A 23900-nucleotide genomic window follows, 5' to 3' on the forward strand; every position below is an offset into this window, starting at 1 on the left:
CACCGGGATGCCGCGGCCCTTTCCAGTCCTTGATGACTTATTGGGTGGTCAGGTTCATCGGCACGGTGATGCGGCCGTTGCCCATCTGCACCAGGGTGAAAGGCACCCGGACCAGGGCGACGCTGTCGTCGCTGGACTGGTCCACCCGGACCAGCAGGGCGGAGATGCCGCCGGTGCTGCCAGAGACCAGCAGGTCCTCCACCCGGCCCAGCGGCTCGCCCCGGCTGCCATAGACCTCACGGCCCATGACGGTGCGCAGGGTGACCGGCTCGGCCTCCGCCGTCACCGGGGCGGTGTCCGCCGCGGCAGGAGCTGGGAGGGCCGCCTGTTGCTCCGCCGGGGTCAGGGCGGAGTGCTGCTCGGGCGCCGGTACCGGCGTGGCCGGCGCCACGGGGGCAGCCGTGCCCTCGGCCGGCAGGGTGGCCGCAGGGGGGATGTTGGCGAGGGGCTCCGGCGCGGCCTCGGGACCGGGCTGGGTGCCGAGGGCCAGCGGCGGCTGGGCCTCACCCGGGGTGACCATGGCCGTCTCGGCCGGGGCGGGCTCAGCCGGCAAGGCCGAGGACTGTTCCGTCACCGGCGGCGTGGCCGGGTCGGCGGTTGCCGGCTCAGTCGGGGCCAGCATGGAGGACTGGGGCTCCGCCGCAGGCGGGGCCACGTCGGTGGCGGCAAGCGCGTCACCGGTGGTGGCGCTGGCTGCCGGGGAGGGCGGGGCCACGTCCGGCATGGGCTCCCCACGGCCGGCCAGGGCCACGGTGCTGTCGGCCGGCGGGACGGGCTCGGTGGCCAGGCCACTGGCGGCCGGGCCCTGCTGGTCCACGCCCTGGCGGTCAGCGTCCAGGCTGGCCGTGTCCTGCGGCGCGGAAGCGGTGGGGTCCATGGCCGGTACAGGCGGCGCGGGGGCGGCGGAGGGGTCGGCGTCCGGCGGCTCCACCGGCGGGCCGGCCTCGGCACGCTGCTGCTCCGGCGTGGCCATGGCCTGGGTCACGGGTTCGCCGTCCACGGGGGCGGTGCCCTCGAAGCGGGTGGGCTCGGCATCCCGGGTGGGCGAGGAGTCGAACGGGCGCACGGCGGCGGCGACGTTCTCCTGGGCGTCCGGCGCTTCCTGCTGGAGGGAGGCGCGGGCTACCTCCACCTGGCGCTGGGCGTCGGTCAGCACGGCGGACAGGCGCACAAGGGCTTGGTCCATGGCGGAGCGCGCCCGCTCCAGCCGCATCTCATCCCCGGCGCGCTGGGCGATGCCCAACTCCCGCTGGGCGAGGCGGATGGAGTTGCGGGCCTCGAACAGTTGCGCCGTGGTGGCGCTGGCCGCCAGCTCGGCCCGGCTCGGTTCGGTGCTCGCCTCGGTGGTCGGTGTCGTAACGGGTCCGGCCTCCTCGGCCAGTACGGGCAGCGGCGCGGCCAGCACCATCAAGGCCACCGCCGCCGTCATCAGGCGGGTACGCATCGGGCTCCTCCGCAGGGGCAAACGGGGTGGTACGGGCCTGCCGCCCGCACCACGGCATTGGTCTTCGTTACGCTTCCTCAAACGCCGGCACCGCATCCGCGGCTTGGCTTCCGCGACCACGGGGCCGTGCGGCGGCGGTCGCCTCCGGAGCGGTTTCCCGTCGCCTGGAAACCGCTCTAAGCAACCGGCCCGGCCCCTTGGTGTGACATCCGGCCAGCGGGCGCGGGCCTATCCGCAAGCGCCGCGGCCCGCCAATCGTTCGGGCATGGGGGGCGGTTCCTGCGGCGGGACGGGGATGGCGTCCGGCGGCTCCTCCACAGGTGGCGGGGCGTCCGGGTCTTCCCGGCCGGGGCCGGCAGGTTCGGGCAGGGGCGGCACTGGGTAGGGTCCCGCCAGGATGTCGGTCATCTCGTCCATGGGCCTGCAACAGGGGTGGGGTGAGGCGGTTCCAAGCCGTGTCGTCAACGGGGCGCGGCCTGGCGGATGGACAGCAGGAAACTGACCAAATCCTCCTGCTCCGCCGGGCTGAAGCCGGCTGCCGCGTCGGCCCAGAAGGGGTGGCCCTCGCCGGTCGCGTGGGTGGTCTGGGCGCGGGCGTCGGCCCTGTTCGCGGCTACCACCTTTGCCCGCAGGTCACGGTCCAGCAGGGCCCTAAGGCTGTTGCGCGGATCGGGCGTCACCCCGGCATAGAGGGTGCCGGGCAGGCCGAGCTGCCGGTCGGCATCCGGCCCCACCGCGACGCCGGAGTCATGCAGGTAGGGGGCGGTCCAGGCGAGGCCTACCAGCCCCTTCACCTTGTAGCCACCCTGTGTCCCCCGGTGCGCCCAGCCCAGGGCGAGCTGGTCGAGCTGCTCCGTCGGGATGGGCACGTCGATCACCCGCGGCTCCGCCGGCATGGGGAAGGGGGCGGAGGGGGCGATCATTAGGCTGGGGGCCAGCGCCTTCTCCGTCGCCGCCAGGGCGATGGCGCGGGACGGCTCCGTCCCCACCTCCGCCACCGGCAGGATGCGGTTGTTGGTCAGGGCCGGGCCGGCATGGCAGGCACCGCAGCCGGCCCGGTCGAAAACCCGCGCCCCGCGCTGCACCGCTTGCGGGTCCAGGGGCGGCAGGGGGGCGGTCAGCGTCTCCTGGAAGGCGGACATGGCGTTCACCTTCTCCCACACCGGCAGGCCCGGGGTGCTGAGCAGCAGGCTGTCGGTGGAGACGTAGGTGACTTTGGGGAAGGTGGGCATCCTTGCCGCGCTGACCAGGGCCGGGCTTTCCGGCGTCGGGTCGGCGGCGGCCAGCACGGCCGACGGCGGGGCGCCGCCGGCAGGGTCCCAGCGGAAATCCGGGTTGGCCGCCCCGCGCAGCAGCAGGGCCAGGTACACCTCCGTGTCCAGGCCCAGCACGTCCGGTGCCGCCTGGGCGCTGGTGGTGGCGTCGGCGTTCAGGGCGTGGACGTTGTTGCTGAGCATGCTGGAGCCGCGGAACGGCCCCACCAGGGCGAAGCCGGACCAGCCATAGGGGTGCGCCTCCGCCGTGAAGCTGTCGGGGATGCTGGTCGGGTTGTTCACCTTGTCGATGGTGCTGTCGAAGCTGCCCGGCGGCCAGGCGGCGAACTGCCCGTCCACCAGCGCCTCCAGGGCCGCCGGGTCCGGCAGGGGGACGGGCTGCCCGTCCCGGGCGGTGACGGTGGCGGCATCCGGCCCGGCCAGGGCGGTGGGGTCCTTCACCCCCACATGGGTGAAATAGGCTGACGTGTTGGACGCCAAGGCCAGCATCAGCCCCACGTTCAGGTCTGTGTTGGGCACCCCCTCCACCACCTTGCCGGTGGCCGCGTCCACGGTGCTGTGGCAGGCGGCGCAGGTCAGGCCGGCGCGCAAACGCCCCTTGTCCCAAACCATCTTCACGCCTAGGGGCAGCAGGGAGCCCGCGGGCACGTCCAGGCCGGTGGGGACCACCGTGCCCTTGGCCAGTACCCGGTCGCCCAGCCGCACGTCCCTGGCCAGGGTCAGCTCCAGGTTCGTGGTGGAACCGCCTGCCAGGGAGAGGAGGGACTTGGTCATCGCCCAGGGCGTCATGGCCCCGTCCAGCAGGCCCATCACGTCGGACAGGAAGACCTCGTTGCCGAAGGTCTCCCGGTAGAAGGCGTCGCGGCCCAGTTGCACCAGGGCGGGGGTGACCTGGATGGCCCCGTTCTCCCGCGAGAGGTGGGCGAGGCCGGCGCGGGTGGCCTTGAGCTGGGGCACGTCGGCATGGGGCACCCGCTCCCCCAGCACGTCATAGGCTGTGTCGAACGGCCGGCGCTGGGGGTTCAGCAGCTCCGCCTCCGACGGGAAGGGCGCGTACTCCACCCGGACCAGCAGGGCGGCGGCGGCCAGGGAAATGCCCAGCACGGCCAGGACAAGCAGGGTCTTCCACACACGCATCATCAGTGCCCGCGAAGGCCGGGATCAGCCAGGGCGCAGAACAAGGACCGGGCGGGGACTGTTCCTTGGCCGGCCCTTGTCATGCGGTCGCAATGGGCGGGCGGTAGGGTTGCGGGCAACAAGCGGCCGGTGACGCCGTTGGAGTCGGCTCATGGCGACACGGAAGAGGGGTTCGGGATGTCCAGCGAGGCGGAATGGTGGAAGCGGGGGATCGTCTACCAGGTCTATCCGCGCAGCTTCCAGGACACGGACGGCGACGGGGTTGGGGACCTGCGGGGCATCCGCCAGCGGCTGGACCATGTGGTGTCGCTGGGGGTCGACGCGATCTGGATCAGCCCGATCTTCCCGTCGCCCATGAAGGATTTCGGCTACGACATCGCCGACTATTGCGGGATCGAGCCCCTGTTCGGGACGATGGCCGACTTCGACGCCCTGCTGGCGGCGGCGAAGGAGCGTGGGTTGAAGCTGGTCCTGGACCTGGTGCCCAACCACACCAGCGACCAGCACCCCTGGTTCCTGGAAAGCCGGTCGTCCCGGGACAATCCCAAGCGCGACTGGTACATCTGGCGGGACCCCGCCCCGGATGGCGGCCCGCCCACCAACTGGCTGTCGGAGTTCGGCGGGTCGGGCTGGGAATATGACGAGGCCACGGGCCAGTACTACTACCACGCCTTCCTGGCCAGCCAGCCGGACCTGAACTGGCGCAACCCGGAGGTCCGGGAGGCCATCTATGATTCCATGCGCTTCTGGCTGGACAAGGGGGTGGACGGGTTCCGGGTGGACGTCATGTGGCACCTGGTCAAGGACGACCAGTTCCGGGACAACCCGCCGAACCCCAACCCGCCCGCCGGCGGCAACCCGGCCAACCGCCTGCTGACCACCTATTCCGCCGACCGGCCGGAGGTGCATGAGGTGGTGCGGGAGATGCGTGCCGTGATGGATGCCTATCCGGAGCGGGTCCTGATCGGGGAGATCTGGCTGCCCAGTGAGCGGCTGGTGGCCTATTACGGGGAGGATTTGAAGGGCGCGCACCTGCCCTTCAACTTCCAGCTCATCACCTCGGCCTGGGACGCAAGGCAGATCCGGGATCTGGTGGAGGAGTATGAGCGGGCGCTGCCCAAGGGCGGCTGGCCCAACTGGGTGCTGGGCAACCATGACCGCAGCCGCATCGCCAGCCGGGTGGGGCCGCGGCAGGCCAGGGTGGCAGCCATGCTGCTGCTGACCCTGCGCGGCACGCCGACCCTCTATTACGGGGACGAGCTGGGCATGATGGACGTGCCCATCCCGCCGGACCGGGTTCAGGACCCGTTCGAGAAGAACGTGCCCGGCCTGGGCCTTGGCCGCGACCCCTGCCGCACGCCCATGCAGTGGGATGACAGCCCCAACGCCGGCTTCGCGGCGGAGGGGGTGGAGCCCTGGCTGCCCCTGGCGGAGGACTGGAAGACCAACAATGTGGCGGCGCAAAGCCGGGACCCTGGCAGCGTCCTGTCCCTCTACCGCGACCTGATCGCCCTGCGCCGGGAAGAGCCGGCGTTGAGCCTGGGCGATTACCAGGACGTCACCGCCCTGGGCACCCTGCTGGTCTACAGCCGGACCCATGCCGGCCGGACCATCCTGGTGGTCCTGAACCTGGGCGCGGAGCGGCATGAGGTGGCCCTGCCCGACGGCGGCGGCGACGTGCTGCTGTCCACCGGCGGCCACGCGCGGGGGAGCGCCTGTCTGGCACCCTGTCCTTGGGTGAGGCGGAAGGGGTGCTCATCGCCTTAGGCTGAACCTGCCCCGTGACCTTCCCGGCCGGGTTACCCCGTCCGAATGTTTTCACAGCCGCCCATCGTTCGGCCGTGGCACCTGTCTGCCGTGGGCATCGGTAGCACGGGGGCAGTGATGGACCAGGGGGCAGTGCGGGCGGCGGGCAGGATGGTGGCCCATTTCCGCGCGTTGGACGCGGAGATCGGCGCGGTGGCGATGGCCATCCTGCTGGTGGTGGCGGAAGCGGGTGAGATCGGGATGAAGGACATCGCCCAGCGGGTCGGGGTGGTGAAATCCTCCGTCAGCCGCACGGTGGCGCTTATGTCCCGCACGGGGCACAAGGGCGCCAACGGGCATGACCTGCTGGCCTGGCGGGAAGACCCCGCCGACCGGCGAAACAAGCGCGTCTTCCTGACCCGCAAGGGCCAGGACTTCATGCGCCAGCTCACCGGCCTTCTGGTTGTGGACACGGCGGAGGCCGGCGCGGCCGAGACGATGCCGGCGCCGATCCTGGCGGTGGCCGCCGTGCCGTTGAACGGGCACGCCAGCCACTGATACCAAGCGCATGAGTTTTTGACTCATGCGCTTGGAGGCCGGCGACCGCCGACCCGCGGGCCCATGCCCGCGTGAGCCAAGCCGCCGGAGGGCGGCGCCCGGCGCCTGAGGGGCCGTTGATCGGTCACGATCAACGGCGGCTGGTATGAGTCCCCACCGCCCCGTCACATGGGGATGACGCCCGGCGGGGCGCCGGGGGGCAGGCCGGGCGGGTCCTTGGGAATGCCGACACCGGGAAGGTCGTTCCCCGGCAGGTCCCGGGGGCCCGGGATGTCGGTCATGGGGATGTCGGTGACGGGAAGGTCCTCGTTCGGCGCGGGACGGCCGTCCCCGGGCAGGGGCTGCGGACGCGGCATGGTGCTCTCCCCTCGGTGTCGTGTCGTCGGCTAGAGCCGGGCGACGCGCAGGTCCCGGAACTGCACCCGGGACCCGTCATGGTGGGCCTGGAGGGCAACGTGCCCCTCCCGCCGCCGGTTCCCACCGGTGAGGTGGCAGACAGGCCGGCCGTTCAGCACCACGCCGATGTCGCCGCCCCGGGCCTTGACCTCGAACCGGTTCCAGTCGCCGGTGGGGCGGAAGGCGCTTTCCGTCACGGGGACCAGGGAATAGACGGCACCGGTCAGGTGCAACGGGCTGCCCAGGCTGCCGTCCGGGGCCACGCCACGGTCGTCGATCTGGATTTCATAGCCCTGCTCAATGGCAGGCTTGTCGCTGTCGGCCAGGGGCGGGCTGCGCAGGAATATGCCGGAATTGTCATGGTCGCCCTGGCAACGCCACTCCGCCACCAGCACGAAGTCCGCGAAGACCGCGTCCGCGAACCAGAACAGGCCGGGCCCGCCCCGGCTTTCGACCGTGCCCGGCCCCACCTCAAGGAAGCCGCCGGCGCCTGCCATGCGCCAGCCCGGCAGGCCGGGGGTGAGGAGGGGGAGGAAGTCCTTGTCCGTCGGCATGGCCGGCTTAACAGGCTCAGGGGGCCAGAATTCCGGCGTAGCTGGGAATTATGCCTCCCCCGCGCAGGCGGGGGTCCACTGTTTTTCAGCTACGGCTGGCGGCGGGCAACGGCTCAAAAACCGTGGACCCCCGCCTGCGCGGGGGAAGCTGCGCTCCAGGCCCTAGCTCGGTCCAAAGACCGGCTGTACTCACTTCCCGGCCGGCGCGTCGTAGTCCGGGATGTCCGGCAGGTCGGCGGAGGGGGGCGGCAGGACGCCGTCGCGGACCCAATTGTCCCGCCGCTGGCGATAGAGGGAGCGCATGGCAGCGTAGTAGTCGAAGCTGTTGCGCTTCAGGTCGTCCATCACCTCGATGTAGCCGGCACGGGTGTCCGCCACGTTCAGGCCAGCCCGGGTGTAGTTGAACCACTGGGCATCGTTGTTGCTGGCGAGGTTGGAGACGGGGTCGCCGTAGAACTCCGCCCCGAATCCTACGGCGTCGCGCAGGGAGGACGGGCCCAGTAGCGGCAGCACCAGATACGGTCCCTCTGGCACGCCCCAGACCGCCAATGTCTGGTCGAAGCTTTCATACTCATAGGGCATGCCGTGTTCCCCGGCCACGTCGATCAGACCGCCCAGGCCCACGGTGGTGTTGATGGCGAAACGCTTCACCACGTTGCCGGCCCCCTCCCAGTCGCCCTGCAGTGTCTGGTTGGCGAGGTCCAGCGGCGAGCGCAGGTTCTGCAGCACGTTGCGCACGCCGCGCTTGGCGGGGTCGGGCAACACGGCCTTGTAGATCTCCGCCACGGGGCGGAGGATGACCACGTCCAGCCCCTCATTCAGCCAGAAGATGGCGCGGTTCACCGGCTCCAGCGGGTCGTTGACGTCTTCCGCCGGTTGCGATGCCTCCTGGGCCCCGGCCGGCAAGGCGAAGGTGGCCGCCCCCAGAAACAGGACGGCAAGTAGGGCGGGGAGGCGACGGGGAAGCAAGCTCACGGGGAATGGTCCTGGAAGGTGGCGGCTGCCACCAGGGCGGGCATACCGATATCACCAAAAAAGATGCGACAAAGTGATGGTCGCCACATCATGCGATCTGCGCAGGGCGGTTCATCCTGCACTGCAACACTTCACCGGCTACCTGTCAGCGCATGTCCATAGGCGGGTGGCAGCGATGCTGCTAGATGCAATCCCATGAGTCCTATCCTTCCGAGTGATCCCCCTCCACCCCCGCAAGGGCCGGCTGGTTCGGAGACGGCCGTTTGCGGCGGCTGTTCGCCAATGCCGGTATCCTGTTGGGCGGCAAGGGTTTCAACGCCGTCTTCAGCCTGGGCGCCATGGCCGTGGCCGCCCGCGCCCTCGGCGTGGAGCAGTTCGGCATCCTGGTGCTGATCCATACCTTCACCCAGGCCATCGGGGAGATCGCCAAATTCCAGTCCTGGCAGGCGGTGCTGCGCTACGGCACCCCGGCCCTGGTGGATGGCCGGGTCGGCGACCTGCAACGGCTTATCCGTTTCACCGTGCTGCTGGACGCAAGTGCGGCCGTGGCCGGCATGGTGTTCTCTGTGGCGCTGGCCTGGGTGCTGGGGCCGCGGTTCGGCTGGCCGGCGGAGCTGCTGCCGGCCGCGGCGCTTTATGTCACCTCCGTGCTGTTCATGGTCACGGCCACGCCCACCGGGGTGCTGCGCCTGGTGGACCGTTTCGGCGTGCTGTCGGTCCAGGGCACCCTGGGCAACCTGGTGCGGCTGCTGGCCGGGGCGGCGGCCTGGGCGTGGGGCGGGGGGATCGAGTGGTTCCTGGCCGCCTGGTACCTGGCCACCGTCGTGGCGGGCGTCTACCTGATCCATGCCGGCTGGAAGGAACTGAAGGTCCGTGGCCTGCTGGATGGCTTCCGTTGGCGCGGCGGCGGGCTGACCCGCGGGTTCGACGGCATCTGGAAGTTCGTCTTCTCCACCAACCTGAACGCCACGCTGGAACTGGCCTTCACCCATATTGGCACGCTGGTGGTCGGCTGGTACCTGGGGCCGAAGGATGCCGCCCTGTTCCGGGTCGCCCGGCAGGTGGGGGAGGCACTGGCCAAGCCCGCCAAGCTGCTGGTCCCGGCCATCTACCCGGAGCTGGCCCGCCTGTCCGCGGCGGGGGAGCACAAGACCATGCGCGACCTGGCCCTGCGTTCCGCCCTGCTGGCGGGGGCGGGGGCCAGCCTGGGGTTGGGGTTGGTCTGGCTGGCGGGGGAATGGCTGTTGGGCCTGGTCCTGGGACCGGACTTCATCCCGGCCTATCCGGTCATGATCTGGCTTGTGGCGGCGGCCGTGGTGGGCATCTGGGCCTTCCCCCTGGAACCCGTGCTGATCAGCAGCGGCGAGGCCGGGGCCGCCCTGCGGGCGCGGATCTGGAGTTCCGCGGTGTACCTGCCGGTGCTGTTCCTGGCCGTCCAGTCCTATGGCCTGATCGGCGCCGGGTGGGCACGGCTGTTCGCGTCGGTGGTGGTGTTCGCCGCTTTCCTGCTGCCGGTCATCCGCTGGTTCCGGGGCCAGGCGTTGCCGGCGACCCCGCCGGCCAGGGCGGCGCGTGACGAGGGGGACGGGGCATGAGGGTCGCCTTCTTCTACAACGCCCAGCTCCACCAGATCCCGCACAGCCTGCCCATGGCGTTCGAGCTGTCGGCCATGCAGGGATTCTGCGTGGACATCCTGTCCCCCTATCCCGGCCACCTGGACTTCGTCCGTGAGATGGAGCGGCTCTACCCGGAGTCGCGGGTCAATTACCGCCTGCTGGGGACGGCCTGGCCCCTGCGCCTGCTGCGCAAGGTCAGCCGGGTGCAGGTGCCGCCGAAGCTGCTGACCCTCTGGCACAACCGGCATGTCTTCGACGAGTACGACGCCCTGGTGGTGACGGAGAAGACCAGCCTGAACCTGAAGAGGTTCGGCGTCCGCCGGCCCAAGTTCATCCACACCGCCCACGGTGCGGGGGACAAGGGCACGGCGGTGGAGCGGCGCATCCGGAAGTTCGACTTCGTCCTGGCCCCCGGGCCGAAGACGGCCGGCTGGCTGGCGGAGGCGGGGCTGGTCCGGCCGGGCGACCATGCCGTCGGCGCCTATGCCAAGTTCGACATGGTCCGCCGGATGCGCCAGCAACCGCGGCGCCTGTTCGACAATGACCGGCCGACCATCCTGTACAATCCCAACTGGGACCCGAAATACGCATCGTGGGAGCGGTTCGGCTGGGACGTGCTGGAATATTTCGCCGGCAGCGACCGGTACAATCTGGTGTTCGCCCCCCACGTCAGGCTGTTCGACCCGCCGACACCGGACAAGTACGCGCCCTTCGCCCGTTACCGCGACCTGCCGCACATGCTCATCGACCTGGGCAGCGGCCGCAGCGTGGACATGACCTACACGATCAGCGCCGACGCCTATCTCGGCGACGTGTCCAGCCAGGTGTACGAGTTCCTGCTGTCGCCCCGGCCCTGCCTGTTCCTCGACGCCCACGGGGTGGAATGGCAGGGCAACCCCCGCTACCTGTTCTGGACCCTGGGGCCCGTGGTGTCCGACATGGCGGACTTCGGCGCGGCGCTGGATTCCCTGATGGCCGACCCGTCCCCCTGGCGGCCGTTCCAGGAACAGGCGGTGGCCGCGACATTCGACCTGACCGTCGCCGAGCCCGGCCGGCACAATGCCGACGTCATCGCCACATGGCTGCGGAAGAAGGTGGCGGCCGGAAAGGCCTGAGGATTGGCCTGGATCAAGGCGGGGCGGATGCGCCGCTGTCACACCCTGTGACGATCAGGACGCACGCGCCCCGGCCGTGTTGCCCCTTGGGGGTGGCTTTGCTAGGAAGCGCGTTCCATCTTTGCCCGGCCCTTCGACGGTCGCGACGATAACCCCTTCGCGTGTTAGGCTTATCGCCCGCCACGCCCTCGTTTGTTGGAACCCAGGACCCCATGTCGTCACCCACCCCCACCGCTTCCGGGCTGGCCAGGCGCCTTGCCGACTTCCGCACGGTCGCGGAGGCGCTGGACTATGCCGCCAGGGGAGCGACCGGCCTGAACTTCTATTCCGGCCGGGGGGAGTTGCTGGAGGTGCTCACCTACCGCGCCCTGCGGGACCAGTCCCTGGACCTGGCCCGGCGGATGCTGGCCGCCGGACTGGTGCCGGGGGAACGGGTGGCCATCATCGCGGAGTCCGACGGCGATTTCCTGCGGGCCTTCATGGCCTGCCAGTATGCCGGGCTGGTGCCGGCCCCCATGCCGCTGCCCGCGGCATTCGGCGGCAAGGACGCCTATGTCGACCATATCCGCCGCATGATCCAGGGTGCCCAGGCCGCAGCCGCCCTGGCCCCGGCCGCCCTGGCCGACTGGCTGGCCGCCGCGGCCGACGGGCTGGACCTGAAGGCGGTGGGCACGCTGGCCCTGTTCCAGGACGTGTCCGCGGACGGGGTGGAACTGCCCACCGTCGGCCCGGACGACCTCTGCTATCTCCAGTTCTCCTCCGGCAGCACCCGCTTCCCCCTGGGCGTCGCGGTGACGCAGGGCGCCTTGATGGCCAATTGCGTGGGCATCACCCGCGACGGGCTGAAGGTGCGTGACGGGGACCGGGCCACCTCCTGGCTGCCCCTCTACCATGACATGGGCATGGTGGGTTTCATGCTGGCCCCGCTGGTCAGCCAGCTCTCCATCGACCTGTTGCCGACGCGGGAATTCGCGCGGCGGCCGCTGCTCTGGCTGCAGCTCATCACCCGCAATGGCGGCACCCTGTCCTACAGCCCCAGCTTCGGCTATGAGCTGGCCAGCCGCCGGGCGCAGACCGCCTCGACCGAGGATATCGACCTGTCGGGCTGGCGGGTGGCCGGCATCGGCGGCGACATGGTGCGCCCCCGGGTGCTGGAGCGGTTCGCCGACGCCTTCGGGCCCCGCGGCTTCCGGAAGGAGGCCCTGGTCGCCAGCTATGGCATGGCGGAGGCGAGCCTTGCCCTCAGCTTCGCGCCGCTGGACACGGGGCTGGTCACCGACCTGGTGGACCTGGACCGGCTGGAGAACGAACAGGTGGCCGTGCCCCCCGGGCCGGATACCGAGCGGTCCCGCGACTTCGTGCTGAACGGCCCGGCCCTGCCGGGGCATGAGATCCAGGTGCGGGATGAGGTGGGCCGGCCCGTCGCCGAACGCCAGGTGGGCCGCGTCTTCGCCCGCGGCCCGTCGCTGATGCGGGAGTATTTCGGCCGGCCGGAAGAGACGGCCGCGGCCCTGTCCGCGCAGGGATGGCTGGACACGGGCGACCTGGGCTACCTCTGCGACGGGCAGATTGTCATCACCGGCCGTGCCAAGGACCTGATCCTGGTGAACGGCCGCAACATCTGGCCGCAGGACCTGGAGTGGACGACGGAGCACCAGGTCGAGTCGCTGCGCAGCGGCGATGTGGCCGCCTTCTCCGTGGATGAGGACTCAGGCGAGGTGGTCATGGTTCTGGTCCAGTGCCGGACCAGCGACCCGGGCGCCCGCGACGCGTTGGCACAGGAGGTGGCCGGCGTGCTGCGCTCCGCCCACGGGGTGGAGGTGCGGGTGGTCCTGGTGCCCACCCATTCCCTGCCGCAGACCTCCTCCGGCAAGCTCAGCCGCTCCCGCGCCAAGCAGATGTACCTGCGGGGGGAGTACGGCCGCGGCACGGCGGCAGCCTGACGGCAGGCCCATGGCAGTCGGAGCAGACAGCGCGCCGCGGCCCCTGGCGGCCCTGACCGGGGCCACCGGGTTCCTGGGCCGGCACGTCATCCGGGCGCTGCATAAAGCGGGGTTCCGGGTCCGGATTCTGGTGCGCCAGGACCCCGTCCACCCCCTGACGGCCGCGGTGCCCCTGGAGGTGGTCCCCGGCGACCTGTCCAGCGATGCCGCGCTGGAGCGGCTGGTGCGCGGGGCCGACGCGGTCATCCATGCCGCGGGCCTGATCAAGGCGGCCGGCAGGAAGGACTTCTTCGCCATCAACGAGGGCGGCTCCGCCCGGCTGGGCCGTGCCATGGCCAAGGCGGCACCCGGCGCCCGGCTGGTGGTGGTCTCCAGCCTCGCGGCGCGGGAGCCGCAGCTTTCCCCCTATGCCGCCAGCAAACGGGCGGGGGAGGAGGCGGCGGTGCGCTGCTCCGGCACGGAGGATTGGGTGGTGCTGCGCCCCCCGGCCCTGTACGGCCCCGGCGACCGCGAGACGCTGGCCCTGTTCAAGGCTGCCGACAGCCCCGTCGTGCCCGTCGCGGGTGGTCCCGGCGCGCGCCTGGCCCTGCTGCATGTGGAGGATTGCGCGGCGGCCGTCGCCGCCCTGGCCCGTCCCGGCGGCCCCCGCGGTCAGACCTACGAGCTGGCCGACGGCAAGCCCGGCGGATATGGCTGGGCGGATTTGCTTGACACCGCCGCGGCGGCCCTGGGGCACAAGGCCGTGCGGGTCAGAGTCGCCGCCCCGCTGCTGCGTGGGATGGGTCTGGCGGGCAGCGGCTGGGCATGGCTGCTTCGACGTCCGGTCATGATGACATCCGGCAAAGTCCGTGAAATTCTCCACCCGGACTGGTCGGTCGACCCGTCCGGCATGCCGCCCCGGGCCTGTGGAAGCCCACCCGCAAGCTGTTGGAAGGATTTACGGAATCCGTTTCCTGGTACCGACACCAGGGCTGGCTATAGGCCGAAAGCCGTAACCGCTAGGGATGGTGTGGCCGAATTACCAAACGCGCGGCTGTTCTGCGCCTGCAACAAACTGTCCCGCCGGTTTCTACTTGCATCCGTGGGCGTTGCACTTACCTTACAGCCAGATGACGATTTGTGCATGGATGCCGAGGCTTCGGTATCCTTGATCCCTTTCCAAAAAACTCTTCCAGAATTCGCCCGGGTTCGCTGAATGGACGCTGAAGACGACGAGATCGTTGCAGAGATCATCCGCGCCCTCGGGCCTAGCCTGCAATCGCCCGTTACCATCACCACCGACACGAACATCACCCGCGACCTGGGGCTCGACTCCCTGGCCGTCATGGATTTCGTGATGGTGCTTGAGGACAGGTTCGACATCTCCATCCCCCTTGAGCGCATCGCCGAGGTGGAGACGGTGGGGGATCTGGCGCGGACGATCCGGGAACTTCGGGGGCGCTCCTGAACATGACCATCCTCGCGAAATTTTCCCCGCTGCGTGAGAACTATGAGCGGCTTCGGGCCCTGGGGCACGATCCCTTCTCAGTCAAGTTCGAGCGCATCGTGTCGCCGACCGAGGGCGTGCTGCGCGGGAAGCGCACCATCCTGCTGGGCACCAACAACTATCTGGGCCTGACCTTCGACCCGAGCTGCATCGACGCTGGCGTCGCCGCGCTCGAAGGGCAGGGGACGGGCACCACCGGCTCGCGCATCGCCAACGGCACCTATGGCGGCCATGGCGATCTGGAAGCGGCCCTGGCGGACTTCTACGGCCGCCAGCACTGCATGGTGTTCACCACGGGCTATCAGGCCAACCTGGGCATCATCTCCACGCTGGTCGGCAAGGACGATTTCCTGCTGATCGACAGCGACAGCCACGCCAGCATCTATGACGCGGCGAAGATGGGCACCGCCCCGGTGGTGCGCTTCCGGCACAACGACCCGGACGACCTTTACAAGCGCCTGCGCCGCCTGGGCGACCAGCCCGGCAACAAGCTGGTGGTGGTGGAGGGCATCTACTCCATGCTGGGCGACACCGCCCCGCTGAAGGAGTTCGTGCAGGTGAAGCGGGAGACCGGCGCCTTCCTGCTGGTGGACGAGGCCCATTCCATGGGCGTCCTCGGCGAGAACGGCCGCGGCCTCGCGGAGCAGGAGGGGGTGGAGGACGACGTGGACTTCACCGTCGGCACCTTCTCCAAGAGCCTGGGCGCCGTGGGCGGCTTCTGCGTGTCCGACCACCCGGATTTCGACATCCTGCGGGTGGCCTGCCGGCCCTACATGTTCACCGCCTCCCTGCCGCCGTCGGTCATCGCCACCACCCTGCAGGCGCTGAAGCGCATGCGGGAGGAGCCGGGCCTGCGCCGTCGCCTGACCGCCAATGCGGAACGGCTGTATTACGGGCTGAAGGGGCTGGGCTTCGAGCTGGGGCCTGAGCCGAACCCCATCGTCTCCGTCATGCTCCCGAACAAGGAGCTGGCCATCGCGGCCTGGAACATGCTGCTGGAGGCGGGCCTGTACCTGAACCTGGCCCTGCCGCCGGCGACGCCCAACAGCCTCGCCCTGCTGCGCTCCAGCGTCAGCGCCGCCCACACGCCGGCGCAGATCGATACGGCCATCGAGCTGTTCGGCCAGGTCGGCCGCCGGCTCGGTGTCCTGCCCACCCCTGGCCTCGTGGTCCAGGCGGCGGAGTAAACCCGGCGAAGGGTCGGGAGCCTCAAGCAAAAAACAGCGCACGGGCCCGGCGGCGACGCCGGGCCCGAAACTTTTGGGGAAGGCCAGCGGCATGGGTCCCGTGCCGGCGACCGCCGGCCCGCGCCCTCGTGGGCGCGTGAGCCAAGCCCGCCGATGCGGGCGCCCGGCGCTTGAGGGGACGCGTATCAGGCCTTCCGCCAGAGGGTCGCGAGCCAGGTCTGCTGGCGACGCGGGGCGTCCAGGGGGCGGCGCCATTCCTCCACCAGGGTGAGGCCCGAGTCCCGCGCCAGCCGCTTCCAGGACTGGGGGCGGCGCAGGGCGATGTGGCGGTCTTCCACCCAGCCTTCCTCCCCCGACCCGGTAGGGTCGCAGGCGTAGAAGACCCCGCCCGGGCGCAGGGTGGCCAGGATGGCGGCCAGCAGCGCGGGAAGGCCCGGCGTGGGGACATGGAACAGCACGGCTTGGGCGAACACCCCGTCGAAGGCTTCCGCGGGAAGGCCCGGATCGGCCAGGTCCCGTTCCCAGACGGGGCAGCCGCTGTATGCCCGCGCCGCGGCGGCAAGGGTGGGGGAGCCGTCCAGGCCGACGGCGCGGTGCCCGGCCGCGGCGAAAGCCTTCAGGTCCCGACCGGGGCCGCAGCCCAAATCCAGGATGTCCGCCGCTTCCTTGGCGATGGCTGCCAGGAAGCGCCGGCGGCTGTCGCCTGTGTCATGGCCCAGCAGGGCAGTCCCATACTCGGCGGCGTGTGCCTCGTAATGGGCGATGCTGCTCACCGGATCGCCCCCTGCCGCCTCAGCTGCCACAGCAGCAGGGGCGCCGACAGGATGGGGTGGCGGCGTTGCCAGGGCGTCATTTCCAGCCTCACGCCGGAATGCCGCTCGATCTTCCAGGTGATGTAGTCCACCCCGCCGACGAAGGTGAAGGCCGCCTTCGCCAGCCGGCTGACATTCAGTGCCTTGCCCGCGAGCCGCCGCAGGGCCCAGCCGCGCCGCGCGGCCTTCCGCTGGGCTGGCGTGAGGGCCGGGGCCAGCGCCCCGCCGCCAACCTCCCGCCAATCGAGCCCCGCCTGGGCCAGGGCGGGGCGGAACAGGTCCCGGTAGCGGGCAGGGTCGTGGCCGACGATGCTCACGGCCCGCTCCCCCGTCTCCACCCGCAACTCGGCCGCGTAGGTGTGGCGGAACAGGGCGTCCCAATAGTCCAGCGGCGTCCCCTGGTCGGGGCCGAGTCGGGCCGCCCAGGCGCAGGCCGTGGTGGTTGCCGTCGCCACCAGCCCCGCCGCCTTGTTCCTGGCCGCCGCATCACGGGCGTAGGCAAGGCGGGCAGGCTGGGCGAAGCGGGCCCAGATGGTGGTGTCCAGGCTGCCCGGCCGGACGGCGCGGGCGAACTGGTCCGGCCGCATCACCGCCACCTTGGCCCGGAGGATGCGGCCGTCCACCGGGACCTCCCAATACTCCACCGTCGGCGGCAGCAGCCGTGTGGCCAGGGCCAGCCCCGGGCTGCCGTGCCAGGCGCGCAGGGAGTCCACCAACACGTAGAAGTCCAGGATGCCGTCCAGATCGCCGGTGCGCAGGATGGAGCCGTAGAACAGCACGGCCGCTACGGTGCCGCCACCCTTGGCCGCCAACGCGTCCACCATGGGCCGTGTGCCCGCGGGGATGGGCCGGTCCAGTTCCGCCGCCAGCACCTCCGCCAGGGCGGCGCTCATGGCACGACGAAATCGATCAGCGGCCCGCTGGACAGGTGCACCACACCGCCGGGGCCGGGCTGGTAGACCTCCCCGTCCAGGATGAAGGGCCGGGTCAGGCCCCAGGTCAGCCGGTCGGTCACGCCGCTGCGATAGCCGTCCCGCTTCATCCAGCGTGTGGGCTTGCCGCGCAGGATGCGGGGCAGGGCGCAGGCCAGGTGCGCCGGGTTGGCGGCCACGTCCAGGTAACGCACGGACCCGTCCCCCTCACCCCAGAAGGGCCAGAGGCCAAGCATCAGCCGGTGCAGCGTGGTAGCCAGGGTGATGAAGCGGCTGCCGGCGGGGCCGTTGCAATCCGGCGTCACCACCGACATGGGTTCCCCCGCCAGCCAGCCGTCCCGGTCGTTGCCCACCAGGGCGCGGCCCAACACGCCGGCCATGGTGGCGATGACGGCGGGCCCCTGGGTCAGGCCCTTGGCATGATAGCCCTGGGCCAGCTCGGTCCCCCGGGTGAAGGCGCCCGCCCCGGCGAACATGCCCAGGACCGGCGCCTGGCTGCCGTCGGCCCAGCTCACCTCCAGCGCGTGGCGGCGGCGGATATGGCCGCCCAGGGTGCCTTTCCGCGCGCCCTCCACCAGCCGAGCCAAGCCTTTCAGCCCGGGGCCGGGCGTGCCCACGTCGGCGGCGATCAGGTTTGTCTTGCCCGACGCCAGGATGCTGAGCTGGGGCAGGCTGTCGCCATAGGCCTGGGGCAGGGCGGTCAGCACCTCCCGCACCGTGCCGTCGCCCCCGTCCACGCAGATGATCTCCACCCCGTCCCGGGCGAAGTCGGCCAGCACGTCCGACAGCTCCGCCGGTGTGGCGGGCTCGGCGAAGTAAAGGCCCAGCATGGCCGCCGCCCGGTCGCGCGCGTCCGATCCCGCCGCCTTGTTGCGGGTGCTCTTGGGGTTGCGGATCAGGCCGAGGCGGACCATGGCGTCACGTCAGCTCGCCAGCCAGGACCGGATCGGGCCGGCGCGGCGGGCGGCGAGTGCCTGGAGGATCTGCACCATGTGGACGCCGAAGCAGAACAGGGTCCACAGGGCCACCGCCACCATGCCCCATTCCGGCCGGTCCGCCACGGCGAAGCCGGTCAGCAGCAGCAGGTTCGGGTTGCGGCGGGCGGTGATCAGCCGGAAGAAGCTGTCGAACCGGCGCCAGATGTGGATCTCGATCTTGAACACGGACAGGAAGACACCCTCCTGCACCCGTTGCAGCACATAGCCGCCCACGACGATCCAGAAGACCAGGTCGGGGTACAGCGTGTCATACCCGTTGGACCAGAGGCCCACCATCCAGGCCCAATACCAGAAGGGCGGGTGGACCAGGTCGATGCCGTGGTCGAAGACATTGCCCCACTTGCTGCTGGTCAGGGTGACGCGGGCCAGCTTGCCGTCCACCGTATCCAGGAAGGTCATGCCCCACGCGGCGGCAAGGCCCAGCAGGAAATGCCCCTCCCAGAACATCCAGAAGGCGATGCCCACCAGCACGGCGCTCAGCGTCGTCACCATGTTCGGCGTGATGCCCAGCAGGGCACAGGCCTTGGTCACGTGCCGGGCCGGCCAGGGCCAGACATATTTGGTCACCAGGTCGGTGACGCCCTTGTAGCTGCCGGCGAACATGCGCTGCTCGATCCTCGGCAGGGCCTCCGGCGTCAGCCGCAGCAGGAAGGGCGGCTCCTTCTTGCGCAGGGCGTTGTTGTAGGTGCTGGTCAGCTCACCGGGGCCCACCACCCGCAGCCGCTCCCGCAGTTCATCCGGCACGACGCGGGATGAGCCCAGCATGGACGCCACGGCGGCGGCGTCGGCAGGTTCCACATGGGCGGCCACCGGCTCCCCCGACCGGCTGTCCACCAGGATGGTGCCCGGTGACTTGGCCAGGTCGCGCACCAGCGCCTCGTCGAACACCCAGTCCGCGCGCAGCAGGATCTGCGGGAGGCCGCCGTCGAACCCGTCCCAACCGCGCACGTCGGTGATGCCGCTGCGCACCAGGGACCGGCGCAGCCGCTCCGCCGAGGTCATGCCCCACAGGCGCACGGGGCTTTCGCCCACGATGGCGCCCTGGGGTTTCCGTGCCGTTTGGGTGTCGTCCTTGCCCACGTCCGCCGCCAACTCTAGAACCATTGCCACGCGCTGCTTCATACCTGGGGTGAGGGGGTTTGCCTACCCACCCGCGTGACGGTTGCGTGACATGGTGGCATGGTTGCCACTTTCATCCCCTGGCCGTCACCGCGGGCAAGCATGGTCGCCTTTCGTTTCGCGCATCTCTCCGACCCACACCTGCCGCTGGTGCCTGGGGAAACCAAGGCTTCGCACCTGTTTTCCAAGCGGGCGCTGGGGTTCCTGTCCTGGCAGCGCAAGCGTCGCCGCATCCACAGCCCTGCCATGCTGGCGCGGCTGGTGGAGGATGTGAGGGCCGCTGCCCCCGACCATGTGGCCGTCACGGGGGACCTGGCCAACATCGCCATGGCCGGGGAATTCGCGCGGGGGCGGGATTGGCTGCGTTCCCTGGGCAACGCGGAAGCTGTGACGGTCATCCCCGGCAACCACGACACGCTGGTGCCGTTCCCCTGGGACGAGGGGCTGGGACTCTGGACCCCCTGGATGGCCGCCGACCCGGGGCAGGAGGGGGAAGGGCCGTTCCCCGCCGTGCGCGTGCGCGGCCCGGTGGCCTTCGTCTGCCTCAACTCCGGCCTACCCACCCCGCCGCTGCTGGCGACCGGCCGGTTGGGTCCGGCCCAGATCCGCGCCGCCCGCGACCGGCTGGAATCGCTGGGCCGCCAGGGGCTGTTCCGCGTGGTGCTGGTCCACCACCCCGTGGCATCGGGCGTGATCTCCCCCCGCAAGGCCTTGTCGGACCAGCAGGATTTCCGCGCCATGCTGGCGGGGGTGGGGGCGGAGCTGGTGCTGCACGGCCATGCCCACCGGAGCTGCTTCAGCACCGTGCCGGGCCCGTCTGGGCCCATCCCGTGCCTTGGCGTTCCGTCCGCCTCCTCCGCCCCGTCACGCCGCCGGGCGGACAGCCACAAGGACGAGCCGGCGCGCTGGCACCTCCTGTCCGTGGCGCGGACGGCGGAAGGCTGGCGCCTGACGGTCACGGCCCGGGGACCGAAGGCCAGCGACGGCGGGTTCGGGACGTTGGGGGAGTATGTCATGGACCTGCCGGCGGCAGCGGCCTTGCCGTCTGCCCTCAGTAGCGCAGCCTGATGGTCACGCTGTTGTCGCCCGCCTTGGCGTCGAACCGCACCTCCTGGAACCGGGGCAGGCCCAGGGTCGTCTCCGCGTTGTTGGAGAAGCCATAGCCTTCCTTCGGCATGCCAAGCATGGTCCGGTTGAAGTCCTTGTCCCCGTTCTCATCATGGTACACGGCGATGGCATAGCCGCCAGCCTCCGGCGCGGGCAGGCAGATGCTGGTGGCGGGGACGGTCGCGGGCACCCGGATGCGGGCGATCTTGCCGGTGCGGGCCAGGAACTTGTCCGGGTCGTCAGGGTAAAGGGTGATGGTGACGTTGCCCGCCGCCCTGCGCACCCCCTCTACCGTCAGGTTCAGCCGCACTTCCCCGTCACCGCCGTCACAGGCGGGGGCAGGGGTGGCGGCAAAGGCCTTCGCGACCCCGGCCAGCATCAGGATCGAGAGGGCGAGGCTGGTCTTGCGCATGCGCGGGTCCTGGTCTGTCGTGCCGGGGAAGGGGCCGGGCAAGGCTCGCAGTCTAGGGCTGCCGTCCGCCCCGTCCACCCCTTTCGGGACATGGCTTGTCCAACCCGGGATCAACCGGCGGTGTGATGGCCGTCATCGAACGAAGGGCATTGGTGGTGTCATGCTTCGCTTTCTCGGGCATCACCCGCCTGGCCGGGGTCGCGGATCGTTTGGCAGGTGACATGATTGGCACTAGAGTAGCGCCGCGCCGCCGGCACCCCTGCCCATGTCCCGACACACCCGGTTCCCGATGCAGCCCAACGCGACCATGCTGAAGTTCGGCTATCCCGCCACCCTGGTGGCGGAGACGGAGCACTGGTGCGTGCTGGTCCGGCCGCAGCAGCCCACCCTCGGCTCCCTGGTGTTGGCCTGCAAGCAGCCGGCGGCCGCCTTTGGGCAGGTGGACCCGGCCGGGTTCGCCGGACTGCAGCCCGTGGTGGCCGCGGCCGAGTCCGCGCTGGCGGACCTGGTGGGCTACCAGAAGATCAATTACCTGATGCTGATGATGGTGGACCCCGACGTGCACTTCCATGTCATCCCCCGCTATGAGGGGAGCCGGACGTTCGAGGGTGTGGAGTTCAGGGACGCCGGTTGGCCCGGGCAGCCCGCCCTGTCCCCGGCCGTCGCCCTGGCGGACCCGGTGCGCGATGCGCTGGTGGCCGCACTGAAGGCCCGCTGGCCGGGGCAGGCGGCCTGATGGGGAGATTCCAGACCCAGGGGCGGGGCCGTCCGTGACAGACCTCGCCCAACCGGCCCCCGCCTTGGCACGCCCGGCGGGACGGGCCTGATCGATCGCTATATCCTGGTGGAGCTTGCGAAGCCGCTGCTGGCATCGCTGGCCGTCGTGCTGGTGGCCCTGCTGATGGAGCGGGTGCTGCGCCTGTTCGAGCTGCTGGCCCAGCATGGCGGCGCCTTCGACACGGTCATCCTGATGGCGGCCAACCTGGTGCCGCACTATCTGGGCCTGGCCCTGCCGGCGGCCTTCTTCATCAGCATGTTCGTCATCGTCGCCCGCATGGGGGAGGACAACGAGCTTGACGCCCTCCAGTCCAGCGGCCTGTCGGTGGCCCGGATCGCCCGCCCGCTGCTGTTCACCGGCTTCGGGCTGATGGTGTTCAGCGTGCTGCTGTTCGGTTTCCTGCAGCCCTACAGCCGCTATGCCTACCGCGCCCTGTTCCATGTGGTGACCAATACCGCCTGGGACGCCACCGTGCCGGAGACCAGCTTCGTGCAGGCCGGTGACGGGGTCACCATCAGCGCCGACATGGTGGACTCCACGGGGCGGGAGCTGACCGGCGTCTTCATCCACCAGCTCCGCCCCGACGGGGAGGAATGGGTGACCACCGCCGCCGGCGGGCGGCTGGACGCGACGCCCGACCGCAGGCGCATCCTGCTGACCCTGGAGAACGGCACCCAGCTCCGCACCCGACCCGACGGGCGGCAGCAGTTGCTGGACTTCAACACCCTGACCGTTGACCACCCCTTCAACCTGGAAGCCCCGCCCTTCCGCGCCCGCGGCGGCAGCGAGCGGGAACTGACCCTGCTGGAGCTGTGGCGGGAGATGCACGACCCCACCTCCCTGCTGCCCAAGCGCAAGCTGGCAGCGGAGTTCAACGGGCGGCTGGTGCGGGCGGTGACGCTGCCGTTGCTGCCCCTGCTGGCGGTGCCCATGGGCATGGCGGCCAAGCGGGCCCGCCGCGGCCTGGGCATCACCCTGGCCGCGGTGATCCTGGTCGTCTACCACCACTCCGTCCAACTGGGTGAGAGCCTTGCGGACGTGGGCCGGTTGCCGCCGGGCATCGGCGTATGGGTGCCCTTCGTGCTGTTCACCGCCCTGTGCCTCTGGCTGTTCCACCGGGCCCAGGTTCGGCCGGGGACAACCCCTTCGTCAACGCCTTCGAGCGGATGGACGCCCTGCTGCACCGGCTGGGCCGCAGCCTGCCGAAGCGCCGGAAGGAGCCGGCGGCATGAGCACGCCCGTCCTGACCCGCTATCTGACCCGGATGTTCGTCACCCGCTGCCTGGCGGTGCTGCTGGCGCTGTCGGCCCTTCTGCAATTGCTGGACCTGCTGGACGCCGCCAGTACCGTTTTGGAACGGGGCGGCGGGGCGGGGGACCTGGCGCGCTACATCGGCTACCGGCTGCCGGTGATCGTGGAGCAGGTGGTGCCCCTGTCCGTGCTGGTGGGAAGCCTGTCCACCCTGTGGACCCTGGCCGGGGCGAATGAGGTGGTGGCCATGCGCTCCATCGGCATGACGCCGTACCAGCTTCTCGGTGCCCTGTTCCCGGCGGCCATCGCGGTGGGCCTGCTGCATCTGGTCCTGTCCGACCAGGTGGTGCCGCGGGTGGAGCGGGGCTTCATCGACTGGTGGGCCAGCACCACCCCGCCCAACGACGAGCCGGAGGTGCCCAAGCCCCTTTGGTTCCGCCTTGGGGACCAGGTGGTCACCGCGAAGGTGGTCGCCCGCGACGGGCGGCGGCTGGAAGGGGTGGAGGTGTTCCGACGCACGGCCGACGGCGCCCTGGTCGCCCGCCTGACCGCCGAGGCGGCCATCTATGACGGCAAGGCCTGGACCCTGGCCAACGTGGCCCGGACGGAGCTGGAGCCCACCCTCGTCACCACCCGGGCGGAGACGCAACCCTGGGACACCGCCCTGACCCCGTCCAACCTGCGGGACCTGAGCGCGCCCACGGACCGCCAGCCCGTGTCCCGCCTGCGGGGCATCCTGCGCGGCACCTATGCGGGCACGGAAAGCCGGGCCTTCTACCAGACCCGCCTGCATGAGACCTATTCCGGCCCCTTCGCCACCCTGGTCATGCTGCTGCTGGCCGCGCCCGTGGCCCACGGCCTGCGCCGCCGCGGCGGGGCCATGGGCAACATGGCGCTGGGCGTGGTGATCGGGCTGGCCTTCCTGCTGGTGGACGGCCTCCTGGCCGCCATGGGGGAGGCGGGGAGCATGCCCCCGTTGGTCGCCGCCTGGGCACCGACCCTGTTCTTCGCCGCCGTGGGCGGGGCGATCCTGGTGCATGTGGAGGGGTAGCGACGCCAC

General features: G+C 70.7%; 21 protein-coding genes and 1 pseudogene. 12 read left to right on the top strand and 10 right to left on the bottom strand.

Features of this window, described 5'->3' with window-relative positions:
* Positions 1 to 37 precede the first annotated feature (37 nt).
* Entirely contained in the window at positions 38 to 1444 is a 1407-nt protein-coding gene (locus HHL28_RS04520; RefSeq protein ID WP_075770079.1) for a PRC-barrel domain-containing protein, read from the bottom strand.
* Positions 1445 to 1905: 461 nt separating this feature from the next.
* Positions 1906 to 3858 (bottom strand): hypothetical protein, encoded by a 1953-nt coding sequence (locus HHL28_RS04525; RefSeq protein WP_404326507.1) that lies wholly within the window; start codon positions 3856 to 3858, stop codon positions 1906 to 1908.
* 174 nt (positions 3859 to 4032) lie between these two features.
* On the opposite strand from HHL28_RS04525, the gene HHL28_RS04530 reads away from it, so the two are divergent.
* Positions 4033 to 5622, top strand: coding sequence for an alpha-amylase family glycosyl hydrolase (locus tag HHL28_RS04530; RefSeq protein ID WP_169654778.1), 1590 nt, complete (start codon positions 4033 to 4035; stop codon positions 5620 to 5622).
* Positions 5623 to 5739: 117 nt separating this feature from the next.
* Positions 5740 to 6159, top strand: a complete 420-nt coding sequence (locus tag HHL28_RS04535; protein ID WP_075770083.1) for a MarR family winged helix-turn-helix transcriptional regulator — start codon at positions 5740 to 5742, stop codon at positions 6157 to 6159.
* A 164-nt stretch (positions 6160 to 6323) separates the two neighbouring features.
* Here the strand turns inward: HHL28_RS04535 and HHL28_RS04540 are convergent, their stop codons facing one another.
* From HHL28_RS04540 to HHL28_RS04550, 3 genes are all read right to left on the bottom strand, one after another.
* On the bottom strand, positions 6324 to 6515 hold the full coding sequence (locus tag HHL28_RS04540) for a hypothetical protein (RefSeq protein WP_075770084.1): 192 nt from the start codon (positions 6513 to 6515) through the stop codon (positions 6324 to 6326).
* Between the two features lie 30 nt (positions 6516 to 6545).
* Positions 6546 to 7109, bottom strand: coding sequence for a 3-keto-disaccharide hydrolase (locus tag HHL28_RS04545; RefSeq protein WP_075770085.1), 564 nt, complete (start codon positions 7107 to 7109; stop codon positions 6546 to 6548).
* Between the two features lie 189 nt (positions 7110 to 7298).
* The gene (locus HHL28_RS04550; protein ID WP_075770086.1) at positions 7299 to 8084 is read right to left on the bottom strand and encodes an MlaA family lipoprotein; all 786 of its coding nucleotides are present in this window, start codon (positions 8082 to 8084) and stop codon (positions 7299 to 7301) included.
* A gap of 263 nt (positions 8085 to 8347) precedes the next feature.
* Here HHL28_RS04550 and HHL28_RS04555 point away from each other — a divergent pair, with 263 nt between their 5' ends.
* From HHL28_RS04555 to spt, 6 genes are all read left to right on the top strand, one after another.
* Positions 8348 to 9679: a lipopolysaccharide biosynthesis protein gene (locus HHL28_RS04555; RefSeq protein WP_075770087.1), complete on the top strand. Its 1332-nt coding sequence runs from the start codon at positions 8348 to 8350 to the stop codon at positions 9677 to 9679.
* Entirely contained in the window at positions 9676 to 10815 is a 1140-nt protein-coding gene (locus tag HHL28_RS04560; protein ID WP_075770088.1) for a hypothetical protein, read from the top strand. The genes HHL28_RS04555 and HHL28_RS04560 overlap by 4 nt, the downstream gene beginning before the upstream one ends.
* Before the next feature lie 212 nt (positions 10816 to 11027).
* A complete protein-coding gene (locus HHL28_RS04565; RefSeq protein ID WP_075770089.1) occupies positions 11028 to 12758 on the top strand; it encodes a fatty acyl-AMP ligase in 1731 nt (576 codons plus the stop codon).
* Between the two features lie 10 nt (positions 12759 to 12768).
* Positions 12769 to 13953 (top strand): NAD-dependent epimerase/dehydratase family protein, encoded by a 1185-nt coding sequence (locus HHL28_RS04570; protein ID WP_404326511.1) that lies wholly within the window; start codon positions 12769 to 12771, stop codon positions 13951 to 13953.
* Positions 13954 to 14205 carry an acyl carrier protein gene (locus HHL28_RS04575; protein WP_075770091.1) on the top strand — a complete coding sequence of 84 codons (252 nt, stop codon included), beginning with the start codon at positions 13954 to 13956 and terminating at the stop codon, positions 14203 to 14205. It abuts the gene before it with no gap.
* 2 nt (positions 14206 to 14207) lie between these two features.
* Positions 14208 to 15431, top strand: coding sequence for a serine palmitoyltransferase (spt, locus tag HHL28_RS04580; protein ID WP_075770092.1), 1224 nt, complete (start codon positions 14208 to 14210; stop codon positions 15429 to 15431).
* A gap of 185 nt (positions 15432 to 15616) precedes the next feature.
* Here spt and HHL28_RS04585 read toward each other — a convergent pair whose 3' ends face one another.
* From HHL28_RS04585 to HHL28_RS04600, 4 genes are read right to left on the bottom strand one after another with little or no spacing between them, the layout of a single operon-like run.
* Entirely contained in the window at positions 15617 to 16204 is a 588-nt protein-coding gene (locus HHL28_RS04585) for a class I SAM-dependent methyltransferase (RefSeq protein ID WP_404326514.1), read from the bottom strand.
* Entirely contained in the window at positions 16201 to 17136 is a 936-nt protein-coding gene (locus tag HHL28_RS04590; RefSeq protein WP_075770094.1) for a hypothetical protein, read from the bottom strand. The genes HHL28_RS04585 and HHL28_RS04590 overlap by 4 nt, the downstream gene beginning before the upstream one ends.
* Positions 17133 to 18089, bottom strand: coding sequence for a diacylglycerol/lipid kinase family protein (locus HHL28_RS04595; protein WP_075770095.1), 957 nt, complete (start codon positions 18087 to 18089; stop codon positions 17133 to 17135). The genes HHL28_RS04590 and HHL28_RS04595 overlap by 4 nt, the downstream gene beginning before the upstream one ends.
* Before the next feature lie 9 nt (positions 18090 to 18098).
* A complete protein-coding gene (locus tag HHL28_RS04600; RefSeq protein ID WP_075770096.1) occupies positions 18099 to 19277 on the bottom strand; it encodes a CDP-alcohol phosphatidyltransferase family protein in 1179 nt (392 codons plus the stop codon).
* A 117-nt stretch (positions 19278 to 19394) separates the two neighbouring features.
* Here HHL28_RS04600 and HHL28_RS04605 point away from each other — a divergent pair, with 117 nt between their 5' ends.
* On the top strand, positions 19395 to 20360 hold the full coding sequence (locus HHL28_RS04605; protein WP_075770097.1) for a metallophosphoesterase family protein: 966 nt from the start codon (positions 19395 to 19397) through the stop codon (positions 20358 to 20360).
* On the opposite strand, the gene HHL28_RS04610 is transcribed toward HHL28_RS04605, so the two are convergent.
* Positions 20344 to 20811 carry a DUF2141 domain-containing protein gene (locus HHL28_RS04610; protein ID WP_075770098.1) on the bottom strand — a complete coding sequence of 156 codons (468 nt, stop codon included), beginning with the start codon at positions 20809 to 20811 and terminating at the stop codon, positions 20344 to 20346. The genes HHL28_RS04605 and HHL28_RS04610 overlap by 17 nt on opposite strands.
* A gap of 265 nt (positions 20812 to 21076) precedes the next feature.
* Between HHL28_RS04610 and HHL28_RS04615 the strand changes: the two genes are divergently transcribed.
* From HHL28_RS04615 to lptG, 3 genes and pseudogenes are all read left to right on the top strand, one after another.
* Positions 21077 to 21547, top strand: coding sequence for an HIT family protein (locus HHL28_RS04615; RefSeq protein ID WP_404326517.1), 471 nt, complete (start codon positions 21077 to 21079; stop codon positions 21545 to 21547).
* A gap of 153 nt (positions 21548 to 21700) precedes the next feature.
* Positions 21701 to 22648: pseudogene (locus HHL28_RS04620) on the top strand (LptF/LptG family permease); the annotation flags it as partial.
* 205 nt (positions 22649 to 22853) lie between these two features.
* Complete coding sequence (gene lptG / locus HHL28_RS04625) at positions 22854 to 23891, top strand: LPS export ABC transporter permease LptG (RefSeq protein ID WP_404326874.1); 1038 nt, start codon at positions 22854 to 22856, stop codon at positions 23889 to 23891.
* Positions 23892 to 23900 lie beyond the last annotated feature (9 nt).

Origin of the sequence: Aerophototrophica crusticola (assembly GCF_012913305.1) — a bacterium.
GTDB classification, from domain to species: Bacteria; Pseudomonadota; Alphaproteobacteria; order Azospirillales; family Azospirillaceae; genus Niveispirillum; species Niveispirillum crusticola.

Excerpts from the sequence above, each read along its gene's own strand:
- lptG (WP_404326874.1), top strand. The coding sequence starts at position 22,854 with ATGTTCGTCACCCGCTGCCTGGCGGTGCTGCTGGCGCTGTCGGCCCTT.
- HHL28_RS04590 (WP_075770094.1), bottom strand. The coding sequence starts at position 17,136 with ATGAGCGCCGCCCTGGCGGAGGTGCTGGCGGCGGAACTGGACCGGCCC.
- HHL28_RS04570 (WP_404326511.1), top strand. The coding sequence starts at position 12,769 with ATGGCAGTCGGAGCAGACAGCGCGCCGCGGCCCCTGGCGGCCCTGACC.
- HHL28_RS04600 (WP_075770096.1), bottom strand. The coding sequence starts at position 19,277 with ATGGTTCTAGAGTTGGCGGCGGACGTGGGCAAGGACGACACCCAAACG.
- HHL28_RS04540 (WP_075770084.1), bottom strand. The coding sequence starts at position 6,515 with ATGCCGCGTCCGCAGCCCCTGCCCGGGGACGGCCGTCCCGCGCCGAAC.
- HHL28_RS04615 (WP_404326517.1), top strand. The coding sequence starts at position 21,077 with ATGTCCCGACACACCCGGTTCCCGATGCAGCCCAACGCGACCATGCTG.
- HHL28_RS04610 (WP_075770098.1), bottom strand. The coding sequence starts at position 20,811 with ATGCGCAAGACCAGCCTCGCCCTCTCGATCCTGATGCTGGCCGGGGTC.
- HHL28_RS04520 (WP_075770079.1), bottom strand. The coding sequence starts at position 1,444 with ATGCGTACCCGCCTGATGACGGCGGCGGTGGCCTTGATGGTGCTGGCC.
- HHL28_RS04575 (WP_075770091.1), top strand. The coding sequence starts at position 13,954 with ATGGACGCTGAAGACGACGAGATCGTTGCAGAGATCATCCGCGCCCTC.
- HHL28_RS04595 (WP_075770095.1), bottom strand. The coding sequence starts at position 18,089 with ATGGTCCGCCTCGGCCTGATCCGCAACCCCAAGAGCACCCGCAACAAG.
- HHL28_RS04565 (WP_075770089.1), top strand. The coding sequence starts at position 11,028 with ATGTCGTCACCCACCCCCACCGCTTCCGGGCTGGCCAGGCGCCTTGCC.
- HHL28_RS04545 (WP_075770085.1), bottom strand. The coding sequence starts at position 7,109 with ATGCCGACGGACAAGGACTTCCTCCCCCTCCTCACCCCCGGCCTGCCG.
- HHL28_RS04605 (WP_075770097.1), top strand. The coding sequence starts at position 19,395 with ATGGTCGCCTTTCGTTTCGCGCATCTCTCCGACCCACACCTGCCGCTG.
- spt (WP_075770092.1), top strand. The coding sequence starts at position 14,208 with ATGACCATCCTCGCGAAATTTTCCCCGCTGCGTGAGAACTATGAGCGG.
- HHL28_RS04535 (WP_075770083.1), top strand. The coding sequence starts at position 5,740 with ATGGACCAGGGGGCAGTGCGGGCGGCGGGCAGGATGGTGGCCCATTTC.
- HHL28_RS04560 (WP_075770088.1), top strand. The coding sequence starts at position 9,676 with ATGAGGGTCGCCTTCTTCTACAACGCCCAGCTCCACCAGATCCCGCAC.
- HHL28_RS04525 (WP_404326507.1), bottom strand. The coding sequence starts at position 3,858 with ATGATGCGTGTGTGGAAGACCCTGCTTGTCCTGGCCGTGCTGGGCATT.
- HHL28_RS04530 (WP_169654778.1), top strand. The coding sequence starts at position 4,033 with ATGTCCAGCGAGGCGGAATGGTGGAAGCGGGGGATCGTCTACCAGGTC.